13 protein-coding genes and 1 riboswitch are annotated in these 19190 nt (G+C 68.6%); of the genes, 2 read left to right on the forward strand and 11 right to left on the reverse strand.

Annotation, left to right across the window (positions count from 1 at the left end):
* Positions 1-78 precede the first annotated feature (78 nt).
* Positions 79-3225 (forward strand): glycoside hydrolase family 9 protein, encoded by a 3147-nt coding sequence (locus AB0P21_RS07285; RefSeq protein WP_363694522.1) that lies wholly within the window; start codon positions 79-81, stop codon positions 3223-3225.
* A gap of 56 nt (positions 3226-3281) precedes the next feature.
* Here AB0P21_RS07285 and AB0P21_RS07290 read toward each other — a convergent pair whose 3' ends face one another.
* The 3 genes from AB0P21_RS07290 to AB0P21_RS07300 are packed head-to-tail and all read right to left on the reverse strand — an operon-like array spanning position 3282 to position 6270.
* On the reverse strand, positions 3282-4235 hold the full coding sequence (locus AB0P21_RS07290; protein WP_363694524.1) for a VWA domain-containing protein: 954 nt from the start codon (positions 4233-4235) through the stop codon (positions 3282-3284).
* Positions 4235-5224, reverse strand: coding sequence for a DUF58 domain-containing protein (locus tag AB0P21_RS07295; RefSeq protein ID WP_363694526.1), 990 nt, complete (start codon positions 5222-5224; stop codon positions 4235-4237). The genes AB0P21_RS07290 and AB0P21_RS07295 overlap by 1 nt, the downstream gene beginning before the upstream one ends.
* A gap of 11 nt (positions 5225-5235) precedes the next feature.
* Positions 5236-6270, reverse strand: a complete 1035-nt coding sequence (locus AB0P21_RS07300; protein ID WP_363694528.1) for a MoxR family ATPase — start codon at positions 6268-6270, stop codon at positions 5236-5238.
* 239 nt (positions 6271-6509) lie between these two features.
* On the opposite strand from AB0P21_RS07300, the gene AB0P21_RS07305 reads away from it, so the two are divergent.
* Positions 6510-7361 carry a hypothetical protein gene (locus AB0P21_RS07305; RefSeq protein ID WP_363694530.1) on the forward strand — a complete coding sequence of 284 codons (852 nt, stop codon included), beginning with the start codon at positions 6510-6512 and terminating at the stop codon, positions 7359-7361.
* Here AB0P21_RS07305 and AB0P21_RS07310 read toward each other — a convergent pair.
* From AB0P21_RS07310 to AB0P21_RS07345, 8 genes are all read right to left on the reverse strand, one after another.
* Positions 7358-7630 (reverse strand): hypothetical protein, encoded by a 273-nt coding sequence (locus AB0P21_RS07310; protein ID WP_363694531.1) that lies wholly within the window; start codon positions 7628-7630, stop codon positions 7358-7360. The genes AB0P21_RS07305 and AB0P21_RS07310 overlap by 4 nt on opposite strands.
* A 20-nt stretch (positions 7631-7650) precedes the next feature.
* Positions 7651-7722: riboswitch (guanidine-III (ykkC-III) riboswitch) on the reverse strand.
* An 11-nt stretch (positions 7723-7733) separates the two neighbouring features.
* Positions 7734-10010, reverse strand: coding sequence for a right-handed parallel beta-helix repeat-containing protein (locus AB0P21_RS07315; RefSeq protein WP_363694533.1), 2277 nt, complete (start codon positions 10008-10010; stop codon positions 7734-7736).
* A gap of 67 nt (positions 10011-10077) precedes the next feature.
* A complete protein-coding gene (locus AB0P21_RS07320) occupies positions 10078-10968 on the reverse strand; it encodes an aldo/keto reductase (protein WP_363694535.1) in 891 nt (296 codons plus the stop codon).
* A 76-nt stretch (positions 10969-11044) separates the two neighbouring features.
* Positions 11045-13546, reverse strand: a complete 2502-nt coding sequence (locus tag AB0P21_RS07325; protein WP_363694537.1) for a LamG-like jellyroll fold domain-containing protein — start codon at positions 13544-13546, stop codon at positions 11045-11047.
* 167 nt (positions 13547-13713) lie between these two features.
* On the reverse strand, positions 13714-14820 hold the full coding sequence (locus AB0P21_RS07330) for a lactonase family protein (RefSeq protein WP_363694538.1): 1107 nt from the start codon (positions 14818-14820) through the stop codon (positions 13714-13716).
* An 89-nt stretch (positions 14821-14909) separates the two neighbouring features.
* Complete coding sequence (locus AB0P21_RS07335) at positions 14910-16493, reverse strand: alpha/beta fold hydrolase (protein WP_363694540.1); 1584 nt, start codon at positions 16491-16493, stop codon at positions 14910-14912.
* An 86-nt stretch (positions 16494-16579) separates the two neighbouring features.
* On the reverse strand, positions 16580-17497 hold the full coding sequence (locus tag AB0P21_RS07340; protein ID WP_363694541.1) for an oxidoreductase: 918 nt from the start codon (positions 17495-17497) through the stop codon (positions 16580-16582).
* Positions 17498-17545: 48 nt separating this feature from the next.
* A complete protein-coding gene (locus tag AB0P21_RS07345; RefSeq protein WP_363694543.1) occupies positions 17546-19027 on the reverse strand; it encodes a M36 family metallopeptidase in 1482 nt (493 codons plus the stop codon).
* Positions 19028-19190 lie beyond the last annotated feature (163 nt).

The following is a 19190-nucleotide window of genomic DNA, read 5'->3' on the forward strand; positions in this document are numbered from 1 at the left end:
CCATGCACAGGGACGCCGCTGACTCGTAGGCCGATAGTGAAAGCGCTCCCAGCGCATTCCCCTTCCGGAGGCAGCTGCATGACCAGATTCCGGAGGCTCTCGGCGCTCAGCCTGAGCGCCTTCCTCCTCGTCCCCCTGACCAGTGCTGGACCGGCCACGGCGGCCGGCGACGCCTCGCCGTACGAGCGGGTCCTGAACGGGACCTTCGACAGCGGCGTCAAGAGCCCGTGGTGGACCAGCGGGAACACCCCGTCGGCCGTCACCGACGGGCGGCTGTGCGCTCAGATCCCGGGCGGCACGGTGAACGTCTGGGACTCGATGATCGGCCAGGACGACCTGCCGGTCGAGGCCGGCCAGCCCTACACGCTGCGGTTCGACGCCTCGGCCAGCCGGGCGACCACGTTCCGGGCCGTCGTCCAGACTGCCTCCAAGCCGGTGGCGACGGTGCTGAACAAGACCGTCAACGTCACCACCACCGCGCAGACGTTCACCTTCACCGGGACGTCGACCACCACCGCCGACCACACTCAGGTCAGCTTCCAGGCCGGCGCCAGCACCGAGCCGTACACGCTGTGTCTGGACAACATCTCGGTCGTCGGCGGAGTCGTGCCACCTGGTGGGGTACGGGACTTCGGATCGCCGGTGCGGGTCAACCAGCTCGGCTATCTGGCCGGCGGCCCGAAGCGGGCCACCTACGTCACCGACGTGACCACGCCGCAGCCTTGGCGGTTGCTCGACGCCACCGAAGGTGTCGTTGCCCAAGGCAAGACCAAGCCGTACGGCGCGGACGCGATGTCCGGCAGCAAGGTCCAGCTGATCGACTTCGACCGTTTCCGCGGCACGGGCGACGGCTACCGGCTCGCGGTCGGCGACCAACTCAGCGAGCCCTTCAGCGTCGGCGACGACCTCTACCGCTCCCTGCGCGACGACGCGCTCGCCTACTTCTACAACAACCGCAGCGGCATCGAGATCGAGGCCCAGTACGTCGGCGCCGAACGAGCGCGAGCTGCCGGGCACCTCGGCGTCGCGCCGAACAAGGGCGACGTCTCGGTCCCCTGCTTCCCGGGGACGTGCACGTACAGCCTCGACGTACGGGGTGGCTGGTACGACGCCGGCGATCACGGCAAGTACGTCGTCAACGGCGCGCTGGCCGCGTGGCAGTTGCTCGACCAGTACGAGCAGTCCGGTGACCAGCCGCTCCGGATTCCCGAAGCAGGCAACAAGATTCCCGACATCCTCGACGAGGCGAAGTGGGAGATCGACTTCCTGCTCCGGATGCAGGCGCCGTCCGGCATGGTGCACCACAAGATCCACGACGTGAAGTGGACCGGCCTGCCGCTCAAGCCCGCCGCCGACCCGCAGCAGCGCTACCTCTATCCCCCGTCGACGGCCGCCACGCTCAACGTCGCCGCGGTCGGCGCGCGGTGTGCCCGGGTCTACGCGAAGTGGGACAAGGCATTGGCCGCTCAGTGTCTCGCCGCGGCCGACAAGGCCTGGAAGGCAGCACTGGCGAACCCGGCGGTCTACGCACCGGACGGCGGTGAGGGCGGCGGCGCGTACGACGACGTCAAGGTCACCGACGAGTTCTCCTGGGCCGCCGCCGAACTGTTCGCGACCACCGGCAAGCAGGCCTACAAGAAGGCCATCACGACCCAGATCAAGGCCGAGGACGGCTTCTCCTGGCGGGACACGGGCAGCCTCGCCGACCTCGCTCTGGCTCGCGCGCCTCAGCGGCTCCCGTTGCTCGAGCGGCTGAAGCTCACGCTGCGGATCGCCAAGGCCGCCGACAAGTACGTCGCCGACCTGCGCTCGCAGGGGTACGCCAACCCGTACCTGCCGGCGGACGGCAAGTACGTCTGGGGTTCGAACAGTGCCGTCGCCAACAACGCGATGATCATTGCCATTGCCTACGACCTGACCCGGCTGCCGAAGTACCGGGAGGCTGCGCTGGAGTCGCTCGACTACCTGCTCGGGCGCAATGCGATCAACCAGTCCTACGTGACCGGCTACGGCGAGCGGGACAGTCACAACCAGCACCACCGGTTCTGGGCGAAGTCGATGGACCCGGCTCTGCCGTCGCCGGCGCCTGGATCCCTTGCAGGCGGACCGAACTCGGGTCTGCAGGACCCGGTCGCGGAGCGTGGTCTCCAGGGCTGCGCGCCGGCCACCTGCTACCTCGACAACATCGGTTCGTACTCCACCAACGAGGTCGCGGTGAACTGGAACTCCGCGCTGGCGTGGATCACCGCGTTCGCCGACTCGACGAGCCGGCTGTCCTGGCCACACGCCGCGTCAGCCGGCGCAGCAGCTCCGGCCAAGGCCCTCGCGAGCCCGGCCAAGGCCCTCGCGAGCCCGGTCAGTCTGACCAGCGGGTTCTACGTCAACCCCACCTCGACGCCCAAGGCCTGGGTGAACAGCCATGCCAGCGACTCCCGGGCCGCGACCATCAACACCAACATCGCCAGCAAGCCGACCGCCAAATGGTTCGGCAACCCGCCCTCTGGTACGACGATCGGCGCGATGGTCGGCGGGTACGTCGGTGCCGCCGACAACGCGGACAAGCTGCCGGTGCTGGTCGCCTACAACCTGCCCGGCCGGGACGCGTGTGGCGGTCACTCCGGCGGCGGAGCCGGATCGCCCGCGGCGTACCGGACCTGGATCTCGGCGTTCGCGAGCTCGATCGGCACCCGGCCGGCCGTGGTCGTGATCGAGCCGGACGCGCTGGGCGACTTCGAGTGCATGACCGCGGCGCAGATCGCCGAGCGGAACGGGATGCTCACCTTCGCCACCCAGCAGTTCCGCGACCGGGCGCCCAACACCTGGACCTACCTGGACGGTGGCAACGCCGGATGGGTGCCAGCGGCAACGATGGCGCAGCGGCTGCAGAGTGCCGGGATCGCCAATGCCCGGGGCTTCTCGGTGAACGTCTCGAACTACTACACCACCAGCGCTTCGGTCTCCTACGCCAACAACGTGCGGAGCAACCTCGGTACGGCGAAGCCGTTCGTGATCGACACCAGCCGCAACGGCAACGGGTCGAACGGCGTGTGGTGCAACCCGGCGGGTCGCAAGCTGGGCTCGTCTCCTCAGCAGGGTGGTGGTGCCGAGATGCTGCTGTGGATCAAGGTGCCGGGTAACTCGGACGGGCAGTGCGGGATCGCGCCGACCGTGCCTGCGGGGACCTTCAGTCCAGACATCGCAGTACGACTGATCAACGGGTCCTGACAGAACAAGAAGACCCCGCCGGAGCTCCTCTCCCGGCGGGGTCTTCTTTCTGTTTCTTACGGGAAGCGCGAGGCCAGTGCGATGCAGGCGCCGGCCGAGGCCAACGTCAGCAGCATCGCGATGCCGGCGAACCGGGAGGTGACTTCCTTGTCGACCTTGTCGTAGCCGACCGAGGAACCGATGTCCTTGTAGACATCCTCCAACTCACCTGCGGACTCGGCCGTGTACGCCTCTCCCCCGGTGATCTCGGCGACGCTGCGCAGCTCGGCGCGGTCCGGGGGAACGCGCTGGCGGATGCCGTCCATCTCGATGAAGCCCGAGTCGGTGCCGAAGGTGATCGTGTAGACGGGCGTGTTCTTCGCCTTCGCCGCCTGCGCGCCTTCCTGCGCCGTCCGGCCGACCGTGCGCTTGCCGTCCGACAGCAGCACGATCCGGGCCGGCGCCGGGTCGTCCGGGTGCTCCGGGTCCGGCGGGACCTGGGTGAGCGCCTGCAGCGAGGTGAAGATTCCCTCACCGGTGGCGGTCGACTCGGCCAGCTCGAGCCCGTCGATCGACCGCTGCACAGTGGCCCGGTCGGTGGTCGGCGGAACGATGATCGAGGCGGTGCCGGCGAAGTTCACCAGCGCCACGTTGAACTTCGACGGCAGCTGGGTGACGAAGTTCTTCGCCGACTTCTTCGCCGCCTCCAGCCGGTTCGGGTCGACGTCGGTCGCCATCATCGACAGCGACACGTCGATCGCGACCACGATGGTGGCCCGCTCGCGCGGCACCTTCACCTCGTCCTTGGGCTGCGCGAACGCGATGATGCACGAGGTCGCGGCGAACAGCGCCAGTACGACGGCCAGATGCCGGCGCCACTGCGGCCGGCGCGGCGCGACCCGGTCCAGCAGCGCGATGTTGGTGAACCGCAGCGCGTACTGCGCGCGCCGGCGCTGCAGGAAGATGTACCCGGCCACGACGACCGGGATGAGCAACAGGAACCACAGTCTGGCCGGAGACAGGAACTCCATCAGCGAGCCACTCCCTTCGGCGGTTGGTGCAGGCGGGGCGCCACTCGCCGGTAGGCGAGGACGAACCGCACGGTGTCGGCGACCCAGTCGCGGTCGGTCCGCAGGACCAGATGTCCGGCTCCCACCCTACGCAGGGCCGTTCTGGTTCGTTCGCGCTGCGCCAGGGCGGCCGCGGCGTACTGCTCGCGTACCCGCTGCTTGCGGGTGTCGATCTCCCGGATCGCTCCGGTCTCCGGGTCGCCGATCAGGACGACGCCGATGTTCGGCAGCTCCAGCTCGCGCGGGTCGACGATCTCGACTGCGAGCACCTGGTGCTGGGCGGTCAGCTTGCGCATCGCGCGCTCCCAGGAGGGCTCCATCCGGCTGTCGGTCTCGCCGTCCTCCGGGGTGAGGAAGTCCGACACGATCACCCGCAGGCCGCGCTTGCGCTGCGTCCGGGCCATCGAGTCCAGCGCGCCGGCCAGGTCGCTGCGCGCCTGGTGCTCGCCGGTCGCGGTCTCGGCGAGCAGCGCCCGCAGCAGACCGTAGAGGGCCAGCCGCCCCGACCGGGCCGGCCAGCGGCGCAGCGTGGAGTCGCGCAACATCAGTCCGCCGAAGCGGTCACCGAGCCGATGGGTCAGGAAGCCGACGGTCGCGACGGCCGCCACCGCCAGCTCGCGCTTCTCCAGCTGGGTGGTGCCGAAGTCCATCGACGCGGACAGGTCGACCAGCGCCCAGGTCTCCAGCTCGCGGTCGGCGATCAGGTCGCGAACGTGCGGGACCGTCGTCCGGGCGGTGACGGCCCAGTCCATCCGGCGGACGTCGTCACCGACCTGGTACTCGCGGGCCTCGGCCAGCTCGGTGCCCGGGCCGGGCAGCAGGCCGAGGTGCTCGCCGTGCAGGTAGCCGCCGAGCCGGCGGACGACCGTCAGTTCGAGCCGGCGCAGGGCGCGCTCGGGAGCGAGCTGCGAGATCGTCATCGCAGCCCGCGGGTCCGGTCGTTTGGCCATCTGGTCGGTCCCTAGACGAACTCTGGCCGGCCGGAGCCGTCGCTGCCGTCGCGCCAGACCGGCTGCGGCGGTGGCACGGTGGCCAGGATCCGCTCGACCACGGCGCGCGGGTCGATGTTGTCGGCGACCGCGTCGAAGGTCAGCCCGAGCCGGTGGCCCATCACGTCGAGGGCGACCGTCTGGACGTCGCTCGGCAGCAGGTAGTCGCGGCCGTGGATCAGCGCGAGCGCCCGGCCGGCCGAGACCAGGCCGAGGGTGGCCCGCGGGCTGACTCCGAGCTCGATGATCGGCTCCAGGTCGGGCAGGTGGAAGTCGGACGGCGTCCGGGTCGCCATCACCAGCCGGACGGCGTACTCCGCGACCAGGTTGTGCACGAAGACCTGCTCGGCCGAGCGCTGCAGTTCCATGATCGTCTCGGGCTTCAGCACCTGCCGCGCCGAGGGCGGGTCGACGCTCATCCGGCGGAGGATCTCGAACTCCTCGTGGCCGCGCGGGTGCGGCACGTCGATCTTGACCAGGAACCGGTCCCGCTGCGCCTCGGGCAGCGGGTAGACGCCCTCGGACTCGATCGGGTTCTGGGTCGCGATCACGATGAACGGCTTCGGCATCGGGAAGGTCTGGCCGCCGATCGACACCTGCCGCTCGGCCATCAGCTCCAGCATCGCCGACTGCACCTTGGCCGGGGCCCGGTTCACCTCGTCGGCCAGCACGAAGTTCACGAAGGTCGGGCCGAGCTCGATGTCGAACGCCTCGCGGGTCTGCCGGTAGATCCGGGTGCCGACGATGTCGGACGGGACCAGGTCGGGGGTGAACTGGATCCGGGCGAACGAACCACCGACCACCGACGCGAAGGTCCGGACGGCCAGCGTCTTGGCGACACCCGGCACGCCCTCGAGCAGGCAGTGACCCTTGGCCAGCAGCGACACCATCAGCGTCTCGACCATGTGCTCCTGGCCCACGATCACCCGCTTGACCTCGGCGATCGCCTCGCTGACCAGGTGCGACTGCTGGGCCACTGACCCTGCCGGCACAGTGGTTTCGGTCATGCCTGTCCTTCCGGGGTCCGCGTGGACCTTGTGTCTGCGCTCGGGAACTAGTCGCCATTCCATCAGATCCCGGGGCCGGGGGCTGACCACGCCCCGCCTCGGGTCCCCTCCTATCCTCCCCACCCGCTCAAATCCGAACACCTCCGCAGGGGCCCGCGGCAAGAAACAGACCGCCGAAGTACGCCGTACCGGCGGGCGTGGGCGACAGCGCTACCAGTGATGTGGTGGGATTGGAGGCGATGACCGCGACCGACTCCCAGACCGACACCGCGGCGCCGGCCGAGCCCGAGGCTCCGGCCGAGGCGCCTGCGCGGTTGCTGCCGGACGCGTTGCCGCTGCTGCCGGAGGATCCGCCGCGGGTCGGCGACTTCTGGCTGCGGGCCCGGCTGGGCGCGAACGCGGCGGGCTACCTGTACTCCGCCAGCGACGAGAACGGTCGCGACGCGGTGGTCGCGATGATGACCGAGGGCTCGTCCGACGACGCCTCGGCGCGGGACCGGTTCGTGATCGCGGTCGACGACCTGCCCGCGGACGTCGTGCTCGCCCACAACGACGCAGACGACGACGATCTGGCGCTGTGGGTCGCGCTCGGCCCGATCCGTCCGGACGACGGCTCGAGTGCCGCCGCCGACGAGCAACTGATCGCCGAGCGGCGGGGCGAGGACGTGCTGTCCGCGGTCCTGATGGACAAGATCCCGCCGATCGGCAAGGTCCGCGGACCGGACTTCCGGCACTACTGGGAGCACCGCCGCCGCCCGGGCCTGTTCCGGATCTGGCCGCTGCCCTGGCCGATCTCGTTACGGCCGGCCTCCTGGCTGGCGATGATCCTGTCGCTGCTGACCATGCTGATCATCATGGTGCTGGCGATCCTGATCGCCTGGCTGCTGTTCCGCAACTCCCCGGAGGTGGAGCCGGAGCCGGTGATCCCGACCCCGAGCAACACCGTGACCGTCACCGTTACGCCGACTACCCCGCCGCCCGGCACGCCCGGTTCGCCGACTCCCGGTACGCCGGGGACACCGACCACGGGTCGGCCGACGTCGCCCGGCACGGGATCGCCCGGTACTCCGGAGCCCGGCGACCGCTTCTAAGCGGCGGCCTGCCTGGGCTTGTTGGCGCTGGGCTTGTTGCGCAGCAGGCTCAGCAGCCCGATCAGGCTGACGACAGCCCAGCTGCCCTCCAGCAGCAGGAAGCCCCACGAGTTCTCGACCGCCGCGATCACCGCCAGCACGCTGGACCCCAGCAGGTTCAGCAATTGGTAGGACAAGGTCTTCTGTTCGAGCCGTCCGGCCTGGGCAGCCGCGAAGGCCACCAGCACGGTCAGGGCACCGACAATCTCGATCACATCGACGACATGCATCAGCTCGGCCCCTCCAGGGACCAGCGTCGTCTTGTCGTCGGCCGGGTACGGCGCAATCTCGTCCGGAGGCCCACCGCGATCGGTGGGCCTCCCTAGAGGATACCTACAAAGAGTCCCTGATCGCGGTGGCCTTGATCACCAGCTGCTTCGCCGCCGCCACCGGGATCTTGGTCCCGGAGTTGGCCTTCACCTCGGTGATGAAGCTGGTCAGCAGGGTCTTCGCGGCCGGCTTGTGGTTGGAGCTGATCGCAGACCTGGCGAGAGCGAGCTTGAGCACCAGCTTGGCCTCCAGCGCCTTGTTCAGGTGCAGCGCCTTCACCTCGGCGATCAGGTCCTTCAGCGCCTTGTCAGGGCTGGCGGCAACCGACTCGGCGAACTCGACCGAGCCCGCGTCACAGTTCGCGCCGAGCGGGCGGAGCTGCAGACGCTGGTCGTCCTCGGTCGTGCAGCTGGCGACCGGCACCCGGCCGCCGAGCGGGCTGGTGGCCGCAGGCAACCGTCCGGGCAGCGAGTTGATGGCCAGCGGGGCCAGCTGCGGGTCCGCGGAGGTCACCAGGTCGGATGCAACGGTGCCGCAGGTGGCGTCGCGTAGTACGGAGAAGCCGCCGGAGGTCCCGTGGAAGGCACCACCGACACCGGCACACGCAGTACCGGTGATGGGCAGGACCAGCGCGCTCCGGTTGATCGCGACCGTCGCGGTCGGTACCGCGGCGATGTGCGCGCCGGTGGTCGCCTTGTCGTCGGCCATCGTCACGTGGGTCAGCGTGACCTGCGTGGCGGTGGTGAAGTTGAGGCCCCCGCCGACCGCCGCGGTGTTGCCGTTGATCGTGGAGTTCAGGAAGCTCGCCCCGAACGCCGAGATCCGGGCGCCGCCACCAGTACCAGTAGCCGGTACGACGGTGTTGCCGCTGATCGTGGACTTGTCGAAGGTGACCGACTCGGCGGCCAGGTCGAGTCCCGCGCCGTGCACGGCCTTGTTGTTGTAGACCCGGGCGTAGTCGAAGTCGGCCTGGTAGGCGAAGCCGACCTTCACGCCACCGCCGTTGCCGGCCGAGGTGTTGTCGTGGATGTCCGGCTGGAACCCGCCGACCGAGCCGGTGCTGAACGCGAAGACGCCGCCGCCGTCGCCGCCGGCCGTGTTGTTGTAGATCTCGTTGCTGTCGAGCCAGAGCTCGCCTTCCGGCAACGGAGTCAGGTACGCGACGCCGCCACCGCGGCCGGTCGCCGTGTTGCCGATGAAGCTGCCCTTGTAGTTGCTGTACCGGCCGACACTGATCGCGGCGCCACCACCGTCACCGGCGGAGATGTTGTTGTCCATCGCCGTCCGGTCGATCGAGGTGACCGCCTGGTTGCCGCCGTCCTCCACCAGGACCGGCGTGACCGACAGACCGCCACCGGCCACCGTGCTCTTGTTGTTGGAGACGGTCGACAGCAGCAGGCTGATCGAGGAGGCCGGGGTGCCGTTGCGCTGGGACATCGACATCGAGATGCCGCCGAGCGCGTCGGCGGCGGTCAGGCCGTTGCCGTAGAAGGACGTCGAGTACGTCTGCAGCCGGCCGCAGTTGACGCAGCGGAAGCCGACCCGGCCGTTGTTCGAGACCGACGAGTTGTCGATCTGCGTCTTGTTCGTGGGGAACCCCTGGCCGGTGTTGCTGATCCCGGCCCGGGTGTTGTTCGAGATGGTCGAGTAGTCGATCATCACCGGATAACCGTCGACCAGCGAGATGCCGGACCCGACGTTGTCGGTGATGGTGGTGTTGTCCAGCGCCAGCGAGCAGTTGTCGCAGCTCACCACGCTGCCGGTGTTGTTGTGCAGGTTGCTGTAGTTCAGCGTCATCCGGTACGGCGTGATGCCGTGGTCGAAGCTGGACCAGACCACCGAACCACCCGGTGACAACACGTTGCGGATCTCGACGTTCGCCAGCAGCAACTCGCTGTCCGAACGCACCGCGGCGCCCTCCAGCGCGGTCGCGGTGGTGTTCGGGCCACCGTCGATGACCAGGTCCTGCAGCTCGAGCCGGCCGGCGTGGTCGGTGCTGTCGATGATGCCCTTGGCGTTGCAGCTCTGGTCGATCACCGAGTTGTTGCCCTGGACAACCAACTCGTGCGCGTCACCGTGGGTCAGCGGACCGGCGCAGTTCGTCAGCGTGTAGGTCAGCCCCGCGCCGAGCGCGATGACGTCGTCGACACCGTTGGCGCCGGCGGTGGTGAATGCCTCCCGCAACGAGGTCTGGCCGTCACCGCCGTTGACGACGTCGGCAGTCGTGGTGACCGTGATGGTGGCCGCCGAGGCGGCCGGTGCGACGACCGCGACCAGGCCGGCGCCGAGCAGCCCGGCCAGCGCGGCGGCGCGCAGGCAGGACTGAGTGATTCTGGACATAAGCCATCCCCCCACAGGAATCCGAGGGACCAGAATCACTCAGTGGAGGGTCACTGACAAGAGCCGGTCAGGCCAGAAGTCGCAGGAATTCTTCGTCCTGCCAGAGTTCATTGGGCACCGATTGACGGACCAGTGCCGCGTCGGCCCGGATCTCGGCCTGACTGGCCGCGCCGATCAACACCGCCGCGATCGCGGAATGCCTGCCAGGGAAGGCCAAAGCGGCTTGCGGCAGCGATACGCCGTACCGCTCGCAGACGGCCGAGATCCGCCGCGCCAGGATGATTCCTGGGTCAGTCGTTTGTTTGGCGCGATTGGTCTGCAGCACCTGCTGACTCAGTACTCCGGACGCGATCGCCAGCACTCCCCTGGCCTGGCAGCGATCGAGCAGCGGCGCCGCCGACCGGTCGAGCAACGAGTACTGCCCGGCCAGCAGTACTGCGTCGAGCTCCGTGTCGCGGACCAATCGATCGAGCAGCCGCCAATCGTCCGATGCTGCGCCGACTGCGGTGATCTCCCGCGCCGCGCGGAGTTCGTGGAGAACCGGCAGCGCTTCGTCGATAGCCTGCTGCCAGTGCTCCCCCGGATCATGCAGCAGCACCAGATCGATGCCGAGACCGAGTCGCTCGCTGCTCTCAGCCAGCGACCGGCGGATTCCGTCGGCAGAGAAGTCGGGGGTGCCGTCGACAGTGCGGCCCACCTTGGTGGAGAGCAGGAACTCCTCCCGCGGACGCCGCGCGAGCGCAGTACCGAAGCGTTGCTCGGACCGGCCGGCGCCGTAGCGGGGTGCGGTGTCGAAGTACCGGATCCCTGCCTGGTACGCCGCATCGATGGTGACCGTCGCGATCGCGTCCCCGTCCGGGCCCGGCAGCTCGCCGATGGGCGAACCGCCGAGCCCGAACCGGGGCAGGCGGAACTTCGTCGGGGTCAGTGGACTGAGAACGTGGCTGGGAGCGGTCATCGAAGTGGTCCTCCCTGTCGGCACCACTACCAGGATCGGTCCTCAGCCACGTCCTCGCATCTTGAAACTGTTCCGATCAGCGCCCGGAGGCGTACAGCGCGCGCACCTCGTCGGTGCCGAGGGCCCGGTCGAAGAAGTGCACCTGGTCGACCGTGCCGTCCAGATAGTCGACCGGGTTGCCGCCGAACTTGCCGCGACCGATCACGGAGTTGCCGGTCGAGGTGGCGTCCAGACTGCAGGCGCTCTTGGTGGCCACGAGCTCGCCGTCGACGTACAGCCTGAGCTCACCCTTCGCGGCATCCCGTACGCCGCTGAGGTGGTACCACTGGCCCGGGACGGGCTTGGTCGGCGCCAACGCGCGCTGACCGGGGAAGCTCATCGCGAACCGCTGGTCGGCGCCGGAGTACTGCAGGAAGAAGGCACTGTCGCGATCGCCGTCCTGGCTGACCACGGTCTGGAACGCGCCGTCGGCCTTGTTCAGCTTGACCCACGCCGTCGCGGTGTAGTTGCCGGAGGTGTCCAGCAACTGGGCGCCGGTGTCGACGAACTGGGTCGAGCCGTTCAGCACGACACCCTGCCCGTTCTTGCCGGGACCGTAGGCCGCGCCGCCCTGCAGGGTGGCGTCCTGGGTGCCGACGGCATCTTCCGTCGTACCGTCGAGCGGGTAGAAGTGGATGCCGTCGGCCCCTGGTGTGCCGGGCGGCGGGGTCGGGCCGCTCGTGCCAGTACCGTCGGCGCCCTGGATGATCGCCTGGTTGATCGCGCGGACCTGGGCGAAGTCCATCTTCGGGATCTGCCGGTCGTAGGTGAAGAAGCCGTTCAGCTCCCCCTCGACATCAGTGATCTGGGTGTAGACCGAGCCGCTGATGCCACAGGAGTTGGCCGACTTCAGCACGTCGCGCTGGTTCTCGACGTACCGGCGGGTGAGGGTGGCCTTGTCCGGCGTCATCTCGTAGGCGAAGCCGTCGCCGAACCACATGTGGTCTTGCACCTTCAGCCCGAACCCGCCGTGCTCGCCGTCGACCGCGACCCGATCACCAGCCGGGGCCGCGGTGGCGGGGCCGAGGTACGCGTGATGGTCGATCATGTCGCCACGACCGGAGTCACCCAGCGAGTCGCAGCAGTTCACGCCGCTGTGGGCGTTGACCAGCCGGGACGGGTCCTGCGCCTTGACGCTGTCCGCGATCCGGCCGGTCTCGGCCAGGTCCCACTCGCCCCAGCCCTCGTTGAACGGGACCCAGGTGGTGATCGAGGTGAAGCTCTTGTGCTCCTCGACCATCTCGTGCAATTCGGCCTTGAACTGCTCGCGCCACGGCCCCGGGATCGGGTCGGTCTTGGCGGCCGGCATGTCCTGCCAGACCATCAGGCCGAGCTTGTCGGCGTGGTAGTACCAACGGTCCGGCTCGACCTTGATGTGCTTGCGGACGGTGTTGAAGCCGAGCACCTTGTGCTGCTCGAGATCGAACCGCAGCGCCTCGTCGGTCGGCGCGGTGTTCAGCCCGTCCGGCCAGAAGCCCTGGTCGAGGGTGGACAGGTTGAACAGGATCTTGCCGTTCAGCGCGAGCCGAAGCTTGCCGTCGGCACCCTTCACCTTGCCGACCGACCGCAGCCCGGCGTACGAGCCGACCTCGTCCTGGGTCTTGCCCCGGTCGACCAGCTTGACCTTGAGCGTGTAGAGGAACGGGCTGTCCGGCGACCAGAGCTTGGGCTTGGCGATCGGCAGGGTCAGCGCGGTGTCGGCCGTGCCCTTCACTTTGCCGACGATCTTGCTGCCGTCGTACGCCGTCGCTTCCACGTCGAGGCCGGCCGGGCCGCTGGTGTCAGCGGTGATCTTGAACGAACTGCCGGGCACATCCGGGGTGATCTGCAGCCGGTCGATCGCGGACCGGGCGACGGGCTCCATCCAGACGGTCCGCCAGATGCCGGAGCTGCCTTGGTAGAAGATGCCGTTGTCACCGACCTCGCGCTGCTTGCCGATCGGCTGGAAGGTCTCGTCGGTGAGGTCCTCGGCCCAGACGATCAGCTCCTGCGGGCCGGACCTGCGGAGCACGTTCGTCACGTCCACGTCGAAGCCGTCGTAGCCGCCGCGGTGGGTGGCGACCTGGCGGCCGTTGACCCAGACCTTGGCGTCGTAGTCGACGGCGCCGAAGTGCAGGATCAGCCGCTGACCCTTCCAGCTGCTGGGCACGGTGAAGGTACGGCGGTACCACATCCGGTCCTCGTGCCGCTGGAGTCCGGACAGCGCCGACTCGATCGGGTACGGCACGAGCACCTGCTCGGCGAGCGTCCTGCCGATCGGCGGCGCCTCGCCGGTGGCGGCCGGGGCGAACTCCCACAGGCCGTTGAGGTTCTGCCACTTCGACCGGGTCAACTGCGGCCGCGGGTACTCCGGCAGCGCGTTGGTCGGCGACACGTCGTCGGTCCACGGCGTACTCAGTGGCGGCGTCGCGACCTGGGACTCGGCCTTGGCAGCGGGGTCCTGCGGACCTGCCGTCGCTTGCTGACTACCGGTGGCGAGCGCGGTCGCGGCCAGCAGGCCTGCGACCGCGGCCGCCACCGCACGTCGTCTGAACTTCATGGGGGGCATCCCTTTCGTGGGCGGAGAAAGGTTCAGTCCACGTGGAAACGCTCCCATGACGAAGCGTGACCGGGCGGACACGCTCGTCATTCAAGAGGGGTAGGAACAAAAAGGCAAGAGTTCAGTCAGAATCAAACATCACTCTGGCCAGATGTGGTCAGCTGCGATCAGCCCGGCAGCACGCAGACCGGGATCGGGGCGGTGAAGGACGACTTCTTGGTCAGCAGGCCGGTGGCGGTGTCGACCTGCAGGGTCGCGACATTGTTCGACCGCTGATTGGAGACGAACATCAGCTTGCCGGTCGGGTCCAGCGTGACGTGGCGCGGCCAGTCGCCGCCGCAGGTCGGCGTACCGATCCGGCGCAGGGTGGCTCCCCCGGACTCGACCGCGAAGACGGCGATGCTGTTGTGGCCGCGGTTGCTCAGGTAGACGAAGCGGCCGTCCGGCGAGACGATCACCTCTCCGGGGTAGTTCGTCGGCGAGCCGGCCGGGACGGTGGTCTGCGCGGCGCCGGTGGTGACCTTGCCGGTCGCGCCGTCGTACTGGAGGACGTTGATGGTGCTGTTCAACTCGTTGGCGACGTAGGCGTAGCGGCCGTTCGGGTGGAACGCGAGGTGCCGCGGGCCGGCGCCGGTCTTCACCTTGGCCTGGCTCTTCAGGGAGAGCTTGCCGTTGGCAATCGTGTAGGTGTAGACCGTGTCGGTGCCCAGGTCAACGGCCAGCACGTAGTTGCCGGTCGGGTCCTGGACCACCTGGTGCGCGTGTGGCGCCGAACCGACATGCTTGACGAGATCTGTCCGCGCCGCAAGGCTTCCGTCGGTCTTGACCGGATGGACGGCGATGTCGCCGGAGCTGTAGTTGGCGCTCAGCAGGTACTTGCCGTTAGCAACCAGCGCGAGATGGCACGGCGCACTACCCCCGTTGGGCTGGCGGTTGAGCACCCGCAGGTTGCCCGGCGAGTCGACGGCGACCGCGGTGACGCCGCCGGTCGACTGCTCGTTCACGGCGTACAGGTTGCGGCCGTTGGCCGACAGGATCAGGAACGACGGGTCCTGGACGCCGGCCAGCGCGCCGGTCGAGGTGATCTGACCCGTCACCGTGTCGTACGACGCCAGCCCGATCCCGGTACCGCCGCCCGACTCGGAGGTGTAGGTGCCGAGATACAGCGTCCCGGTCGCCCGGCAGGTCGCATTGGCTTGGGTGGTGATCCCGACTGCAGCGGTGCCGACGGCAGCTGCGGTGAGTCCGAGGAATTGGCGGCGGCTCGTACCCATGACACATCCTCCGAGCGTAGGTGATCGTCCGACCACAAAGGGTGGCCTAGCTCGGAGGATGTGGCAAGAGGCACAACGAAGGTTGCAAATTACGCAACTGGGACAGTCAGGTGTGCTGGGTCGGTCGCAGGCGAGCTGAAGCTGACCGTGCTGCCGAGTTTGCTGCGGCCGAGGTAGCGGGGATCGACGGTGTCGACCACCAACACGAGGTGATGCCCGGCGGACACCTCCCAACTGGTCGCCTCCAGCTTGAGGTCGATCGCCTTGGGCTGGCCGGGTGTCGCAGATCGGAGCGTGTAGGGCTTGTGCGAGATCAGCGAGCCGACGCCGAGCGCGTCCACGTCGTACAGGTAGGCGAAGAGCGAGGTGTCACGCGCGCTCGGCGTCACCGTCACGTGCAGCCGCGGGGCGCCGTTGACGATTGTCTTGGCGCCGTACGCCGGTCCGGACCAGACGCCGGCGAAGCTGCGATCCACGAGTGGGGTCGCGACGCCGACCGGGATCGAGAGCAGGCCTTGCAGCGCGCCGGAGACGAGCACGATGCCGCTGTCCGCCACGGTCGGAACGCCGGCGGCGATGCCACTGGACCAGCCGCTGGACGCCTTGTTCTGCAGGGTTCCCGTGCGGGCGAGACCGGCCGGCTTGGTGAGGTACATCGTCTTGGCCGCGCCGACCGAGGCCCAGTCGGCATACCCACGCCAGACGTTGCGCTGCGACTTCAGCTGGACCGGCGCTTCTTGCTCGGCGCCGTTGTCCGCACCGGCGAGGAAGTGCTTCAGCCACGGCGCGAGCTCGTCCCAGACCTCGTTGGGCAGGCCGATCGCGCCGGTCACCTCGGGGGTCGCGTGGTCGCCGTGCGCGAGCAGCAGCCGCTTCGGGCCGGTCAGCTGGGTGAAGAAGTCCGTGTACTGCGTCGGCGGGAAGATCGAGTCCTCGAACGCATTGGCCAGGAAGACCGCGGGCTGCTTCGCGTTGATCTGGCTGACCACCGTCTTCGCCGACCTGACCGGTGCCAGCGCGGTCGCCTCGCTGATCGCGCCGTCGAAATCGCCGCCGATGAACTTCGTCTGCAATGACTGCATCTCCGGACCGGGGCGGCCGGTGATGTTGCCGAGTGCAAGCAACGCGGTGACGGCCTGCAGGTTGACGGTGTCGTTGGGGTTGAGCGAAGCGATCAGGTCGGCCCAGCCGCTGAGCGCGCCGACCGCCTTGATCCGTGGGTCCTGTGCGCTGGCGAGCAGCGAGATGCCCGCGCCGTACGAGATCCCGACGGAGGCGACCCGGCTGGTGTCGGCCGGCGTGTGCTCGGCGGCCCAGTCGATCACCTCGGAGACATCGGCGACCGTCGGCGGACCGGCTATGTCGATGCCGCCGGTGGAGTCCCAGAAGCCGCGGCTGGAGTACGAGATCACCTGGAAGCCGGCCTTGGCGAGCTTGCTGCCCTGGCCGACGTACTCGAGGTTGGGCACGCCCCAGCTCGATGGCATCACCACCAGCGGGAACGGGCCGGCGCCCTGGCCGGTGGGCGTGAGCACGACGGCGCCGATCTCGGTTCCACCGGCGCCGGGGATGCGCTGGTGCGCCGTACTGAAGCCTGGCGCGGCCTGCGCCTGAATCGGGGCGAGACCGATGCTCGCGAGGATGACGGTAAGGGCGAGCACAAGTCGGCGCATCGGTGACCTCCGGGCGGGGTTACTGCTCGGTTTTACCGAAGGGTAACCACGAGATTACCGTTGTGTCACTAGGTCGGCACGTTCGGTCAGAACGCGTCGACCCCGGTCGCCTCGACCGACCAGGCCCAGAGGCGCTGGGCGAGCTCGGGATTCTTGGCGGCCTTGGTCGGCTGGACCAGTTTGGGCTTGCCGCGCAGCTCGAACAGCGACGGACCGTAGTACGAGCCGGAACGGACGTCGGGCGCGGTTGCGCCGTACAGGCTGGGCCAGGCGCCGGCCGCGGCGGACTGGGCGACGAGCTTGGTGCCGAAGCCGAGGATGCGGGACTCGAGGTTCGCGCCGTCGAGGGCCGGGCCGGACGACTGCAGGTGCGTGCGGGCGTAGCCGGGGTGGGAGGCGACGCTGGTGAGGTTTGCCCCGGCTGCTCGCGCGCGGCGGTCGAGCTCCAGCATGAAGAGCAGGTTGGCGAGCTTGGACTTCCCGTAGGCGTCCCACTTCGCGTAGACCTGCTCGGCGCGGAAGTCGGTCTGGCTGACGGTGCTCACGGTCTTGTGCATGAAGGAGCTGACGGTCACCACGCGCGGGCTCGATGTCTTCAGCAGCAGCGGCAGCAGCCGTGCGGTGAGCGCGAAGTGGCCGAGGTGGTTGGTGCCCATCTGCAGCTCGAACCCGTCCGCGGTCTGCCGGTACGGCGGTGCCATCACGCCGGCGTTGTTGACCAGCAGGTCGAGGCTGTCGTTGGTCTTGCCGAACTGCTCGACGGCGGTCTCGACGCCGTGGAGGTCGGACAGGTCGAGCGCGAGGATCTCGGGCGTCTTGCCGGTGGCCGCGGCGAGCTTCGCGGCGGCCTGATCGGACTTCTCCGGGTTGCGCGCGGCGATCGTCACCCCGGCGCCGTGCCGGAGCAGTTCGAGGGCGGTCTCGTAGCCGAGTCCGCTGGTCGCGCCGGTGACGAGTGCGCGGCGGCCGGTCAGGTCAGGGATGTCCGAAGTGCTCCAGCTCATGCGCCCACAGTAGTCGTGGGCGCATGAGCTGGGTGGCGGTACGCAGTACTAGAGGATCTTGCGGGCCTGGAAGGCGGTGGTCACCTTCGCGGCGGCCGCCTTGCCGTAGAGCAGCCGGGTGGCCTGCACGGTGACCCGGGCGGCGTCGGCGAACGAGGTGTCGGGGGCGTAGAAGAACGTGCCCTCGAGGATCACCTTGTTGGCCTTGGTCCGGCCGAGTGCCTTCTGGATGTCCCAGAGCGCGTTCGACCAGATCTCACCGTCGTCGTGCACCTCGCCGACGATGTCGTCGGTGGTCTTGCCGGTGTCGGTCCGCCGCAGGCAGTGCTTCGGGCCGTCGGTGTACGAGGTGGCGTCCCAGTCCATCACGCACGGGATGTCGTAGTTCTTGCTGACCGGGATGGACTGCTGCACGGCCCAGTAGTCGCCGAAGCCCTCGCCGATCGAACCGGCCTCCAGCGACTCGCCGAAGCCCGGCACGACGTCGTCCTGGATCGCGTGACCGTACTCGTGCCAGATCACCTCGGCGTCCTCGGCGTCGTCGACGCCACCCTCGCCCATCGTGATCAGGTCGACCGACGGGTCGTAGAACGAGTTGTCGCCGTCGAAGGTGTTGATCGAGAAGTCCTGCGACTCGTTGTTCACCTCGGTGAAGCCGAGCGAGTGGATGTACTCCTGGGTCTGGTTGACCTGGTAGTACGCCATCACCTGCTCGAACTTGTCGTTCGCCCGCTGGAAGACGAAGTTGTTGTTCTTGTTGTACGCCACCCCACCCTTGGCCTCGAGGATGTTGACGTACGGGCCGATCAGGTGACCCGAACCGTCCAGGTTGCGCAGGATCACGTTCTTCTGCGCCAGGAACAGCTGGTTCGAGTTCTTGTCGTCGTTGTCGAGCAGGTCCTCGTTCTTCAGCGTCACGCTCGGGCTGGGGTCGAACACCGAACCCCGGCCGTCGGCGTGATCACTGATCACCTTGGACTCCACGACGGTGCCGGCCTTGGCATCGACGAGCGACCGGGTGACGCCCTCGCTGGAGCGCGAGGTGACGTTCCAGACCAGCTTGGCGTTCGGCCCGCCGAGGATCGCGAGCTGGGCGGCGCCCTGGGTCGCGGCCGGGGTCGGGTTGACGTTCTTGCCACCCGCGCTCCGGCTCCGCGCGGCGCGTGCGGTGACAGCGGTGTTGGCGCTCTTGGTGGCCGTTGCCGACGGCACCTTGGCGCTGACGTCGAGGTCGGCCGGGACGGCGTCGCGGCCGTCGGCGACCTGCACCTTGCCCGACTTGTCGACGTGCTGCGCGTAGTACCCGCCGACGACCGGGAGACCCTTGAACGTCTGCTGGTACCAGTAGTGCTTGCCGAGCAGCGAGGTCTTGGTCTTGATCAGCTTCAGGTTGCCCGGCACCGCGGTGGCGGCCGAGGTGTTCGCCGGCGCTGCCCCCGCCGCGCTGGTGTACGTCAACCCGAGTGCCAGCACCACGCCAGTGGCGGTGACGGCTGCGATCGCCTTCCGGCGACGCGATTGCTCCCTCATTGTGTTTCCCTCCCAAGGTGGGCGAACGACCGTGGTGGTACGACTACGATCCGTCGCGACACTAGTTCGCTGGATGCCTTCGTGGGAAGCAAAACTCCCAGCGATTCCGGGTCGGCAAGGGAAAACATCTAACGCCCTCCGATCCGCGGTTGCGCAGGTTGCG

Origin of the sequence: Kribbella sp. NPDC056861, from assembly GCF_040687575.1 — a bacterium.
Lineage (GTDB): Bacteria > Actinomycetota > Actinomycetes > Propionibacteriales > Kribbellaceae > Kribbella.

What these genes read in the sequence shown, in the direction of transcription:
- AB0P21_RS07330 (WP_363694538.1), bottom strand. Translation starts at nt 14,820, where the DNA reads ATGGGTACGAGCCGCCGCCAATTCCTCGGACTCACCGCAGCTGCCGTC.
- AB0P21_RS07340 (WP_363694541.1), bottom strand. Translation starts at nt 17,497, where the DNA reads ATGAGCTGGAGCACTTCGGACATCCCTGACCTGACCGGCCGCCGCGCA.
- AB0P21_RS07305 (WP_363694530.1), top strand. Translation starts at nt 6,510, where the DNA reads ATGACCGCGACCGACTCCCAGACCGACACCGCGGCGCCGGCCGAGCCC.
- AB0P21_RS07315 (WP_363694533.1), bottom strand. Translation starts at nt 10,010, where the DNA reads ATGTCCAGAATCACTCAGTCCTGCCTGCGCGCCGCCGCGCTGGCCGGG.
- AB0P21_RS07320 (WP_363694535.1), bottom strand. Translation starts at nt 10,968, where the DNA reads ATGACCGCTCCCAGCCACGTTCTCAGTCCACTGACCCCGACGAAGTTC.
- AB0P21_RS07345 (WP_363694543.1), bottom strand. Translation starts at nt 19,027, where the DNA reads ATGAGGGAGCAATCGCGTCGCCGGAAGGCGATCGCAGCCGTCACCGCC.
- AB0P21_RS07290 (WP_363694524.1), bottom strand. Translation starts at nt 4,235, where the DNA reads ATGGAGTTCCTGTCTCCGGCCAGACTGTGGTTCCTGTTGCTCATCCCG.
- AB0P21_RS07335 (WP_363694540.1), bottom strand. Translation starts at nt 16,493, where the DNA reads ATGCGCCGACTTGTGCTCGCCCTTACCGTCATCCTCGCGAGCATCGGT.
- AB0P21_RS07295 (WP_363694526.1), bottom strand. Translation starts at nt 5,224, where the DNA reads ATGGCCAAACGACCGGACCCGCGGGCTGCGATGACGATCTCGCAGCTC.
- AB0P21_RS07300 (WP_363694528.1), bottom strand. Translation starts at nt 6,270, where the DNA reads ATGACCGAAACCACTGTGCCGGCAGGGTCAGTGGCCCAGCAGTCGCAC.
- AB0P21_RS07285 (WP_363694522.1), top strand. Translation starts at nt 79, where the DNA reads ATGACCAGATTCCGGAGGCTCTCGGCGCTCAGCCTGAGCGCCTTCCTC.
- AB0P21_RS07310 (WP_363694531.1), bottom strand. Translation starts at nt 7,630, where the DNA reads ATGCATGTCGTCGATGTGATCGAGATTGTCGGTGCCCTGACCGTGCTG.
- AB0P21_RS07325 (WP_363694537.1), bottom strand. Translation starts at nt 13,546, where the DNA reads ATGAAGTTCAGACGACGTGCGGTGGCGGCCGCGGTCGCAGGCCTGCTG.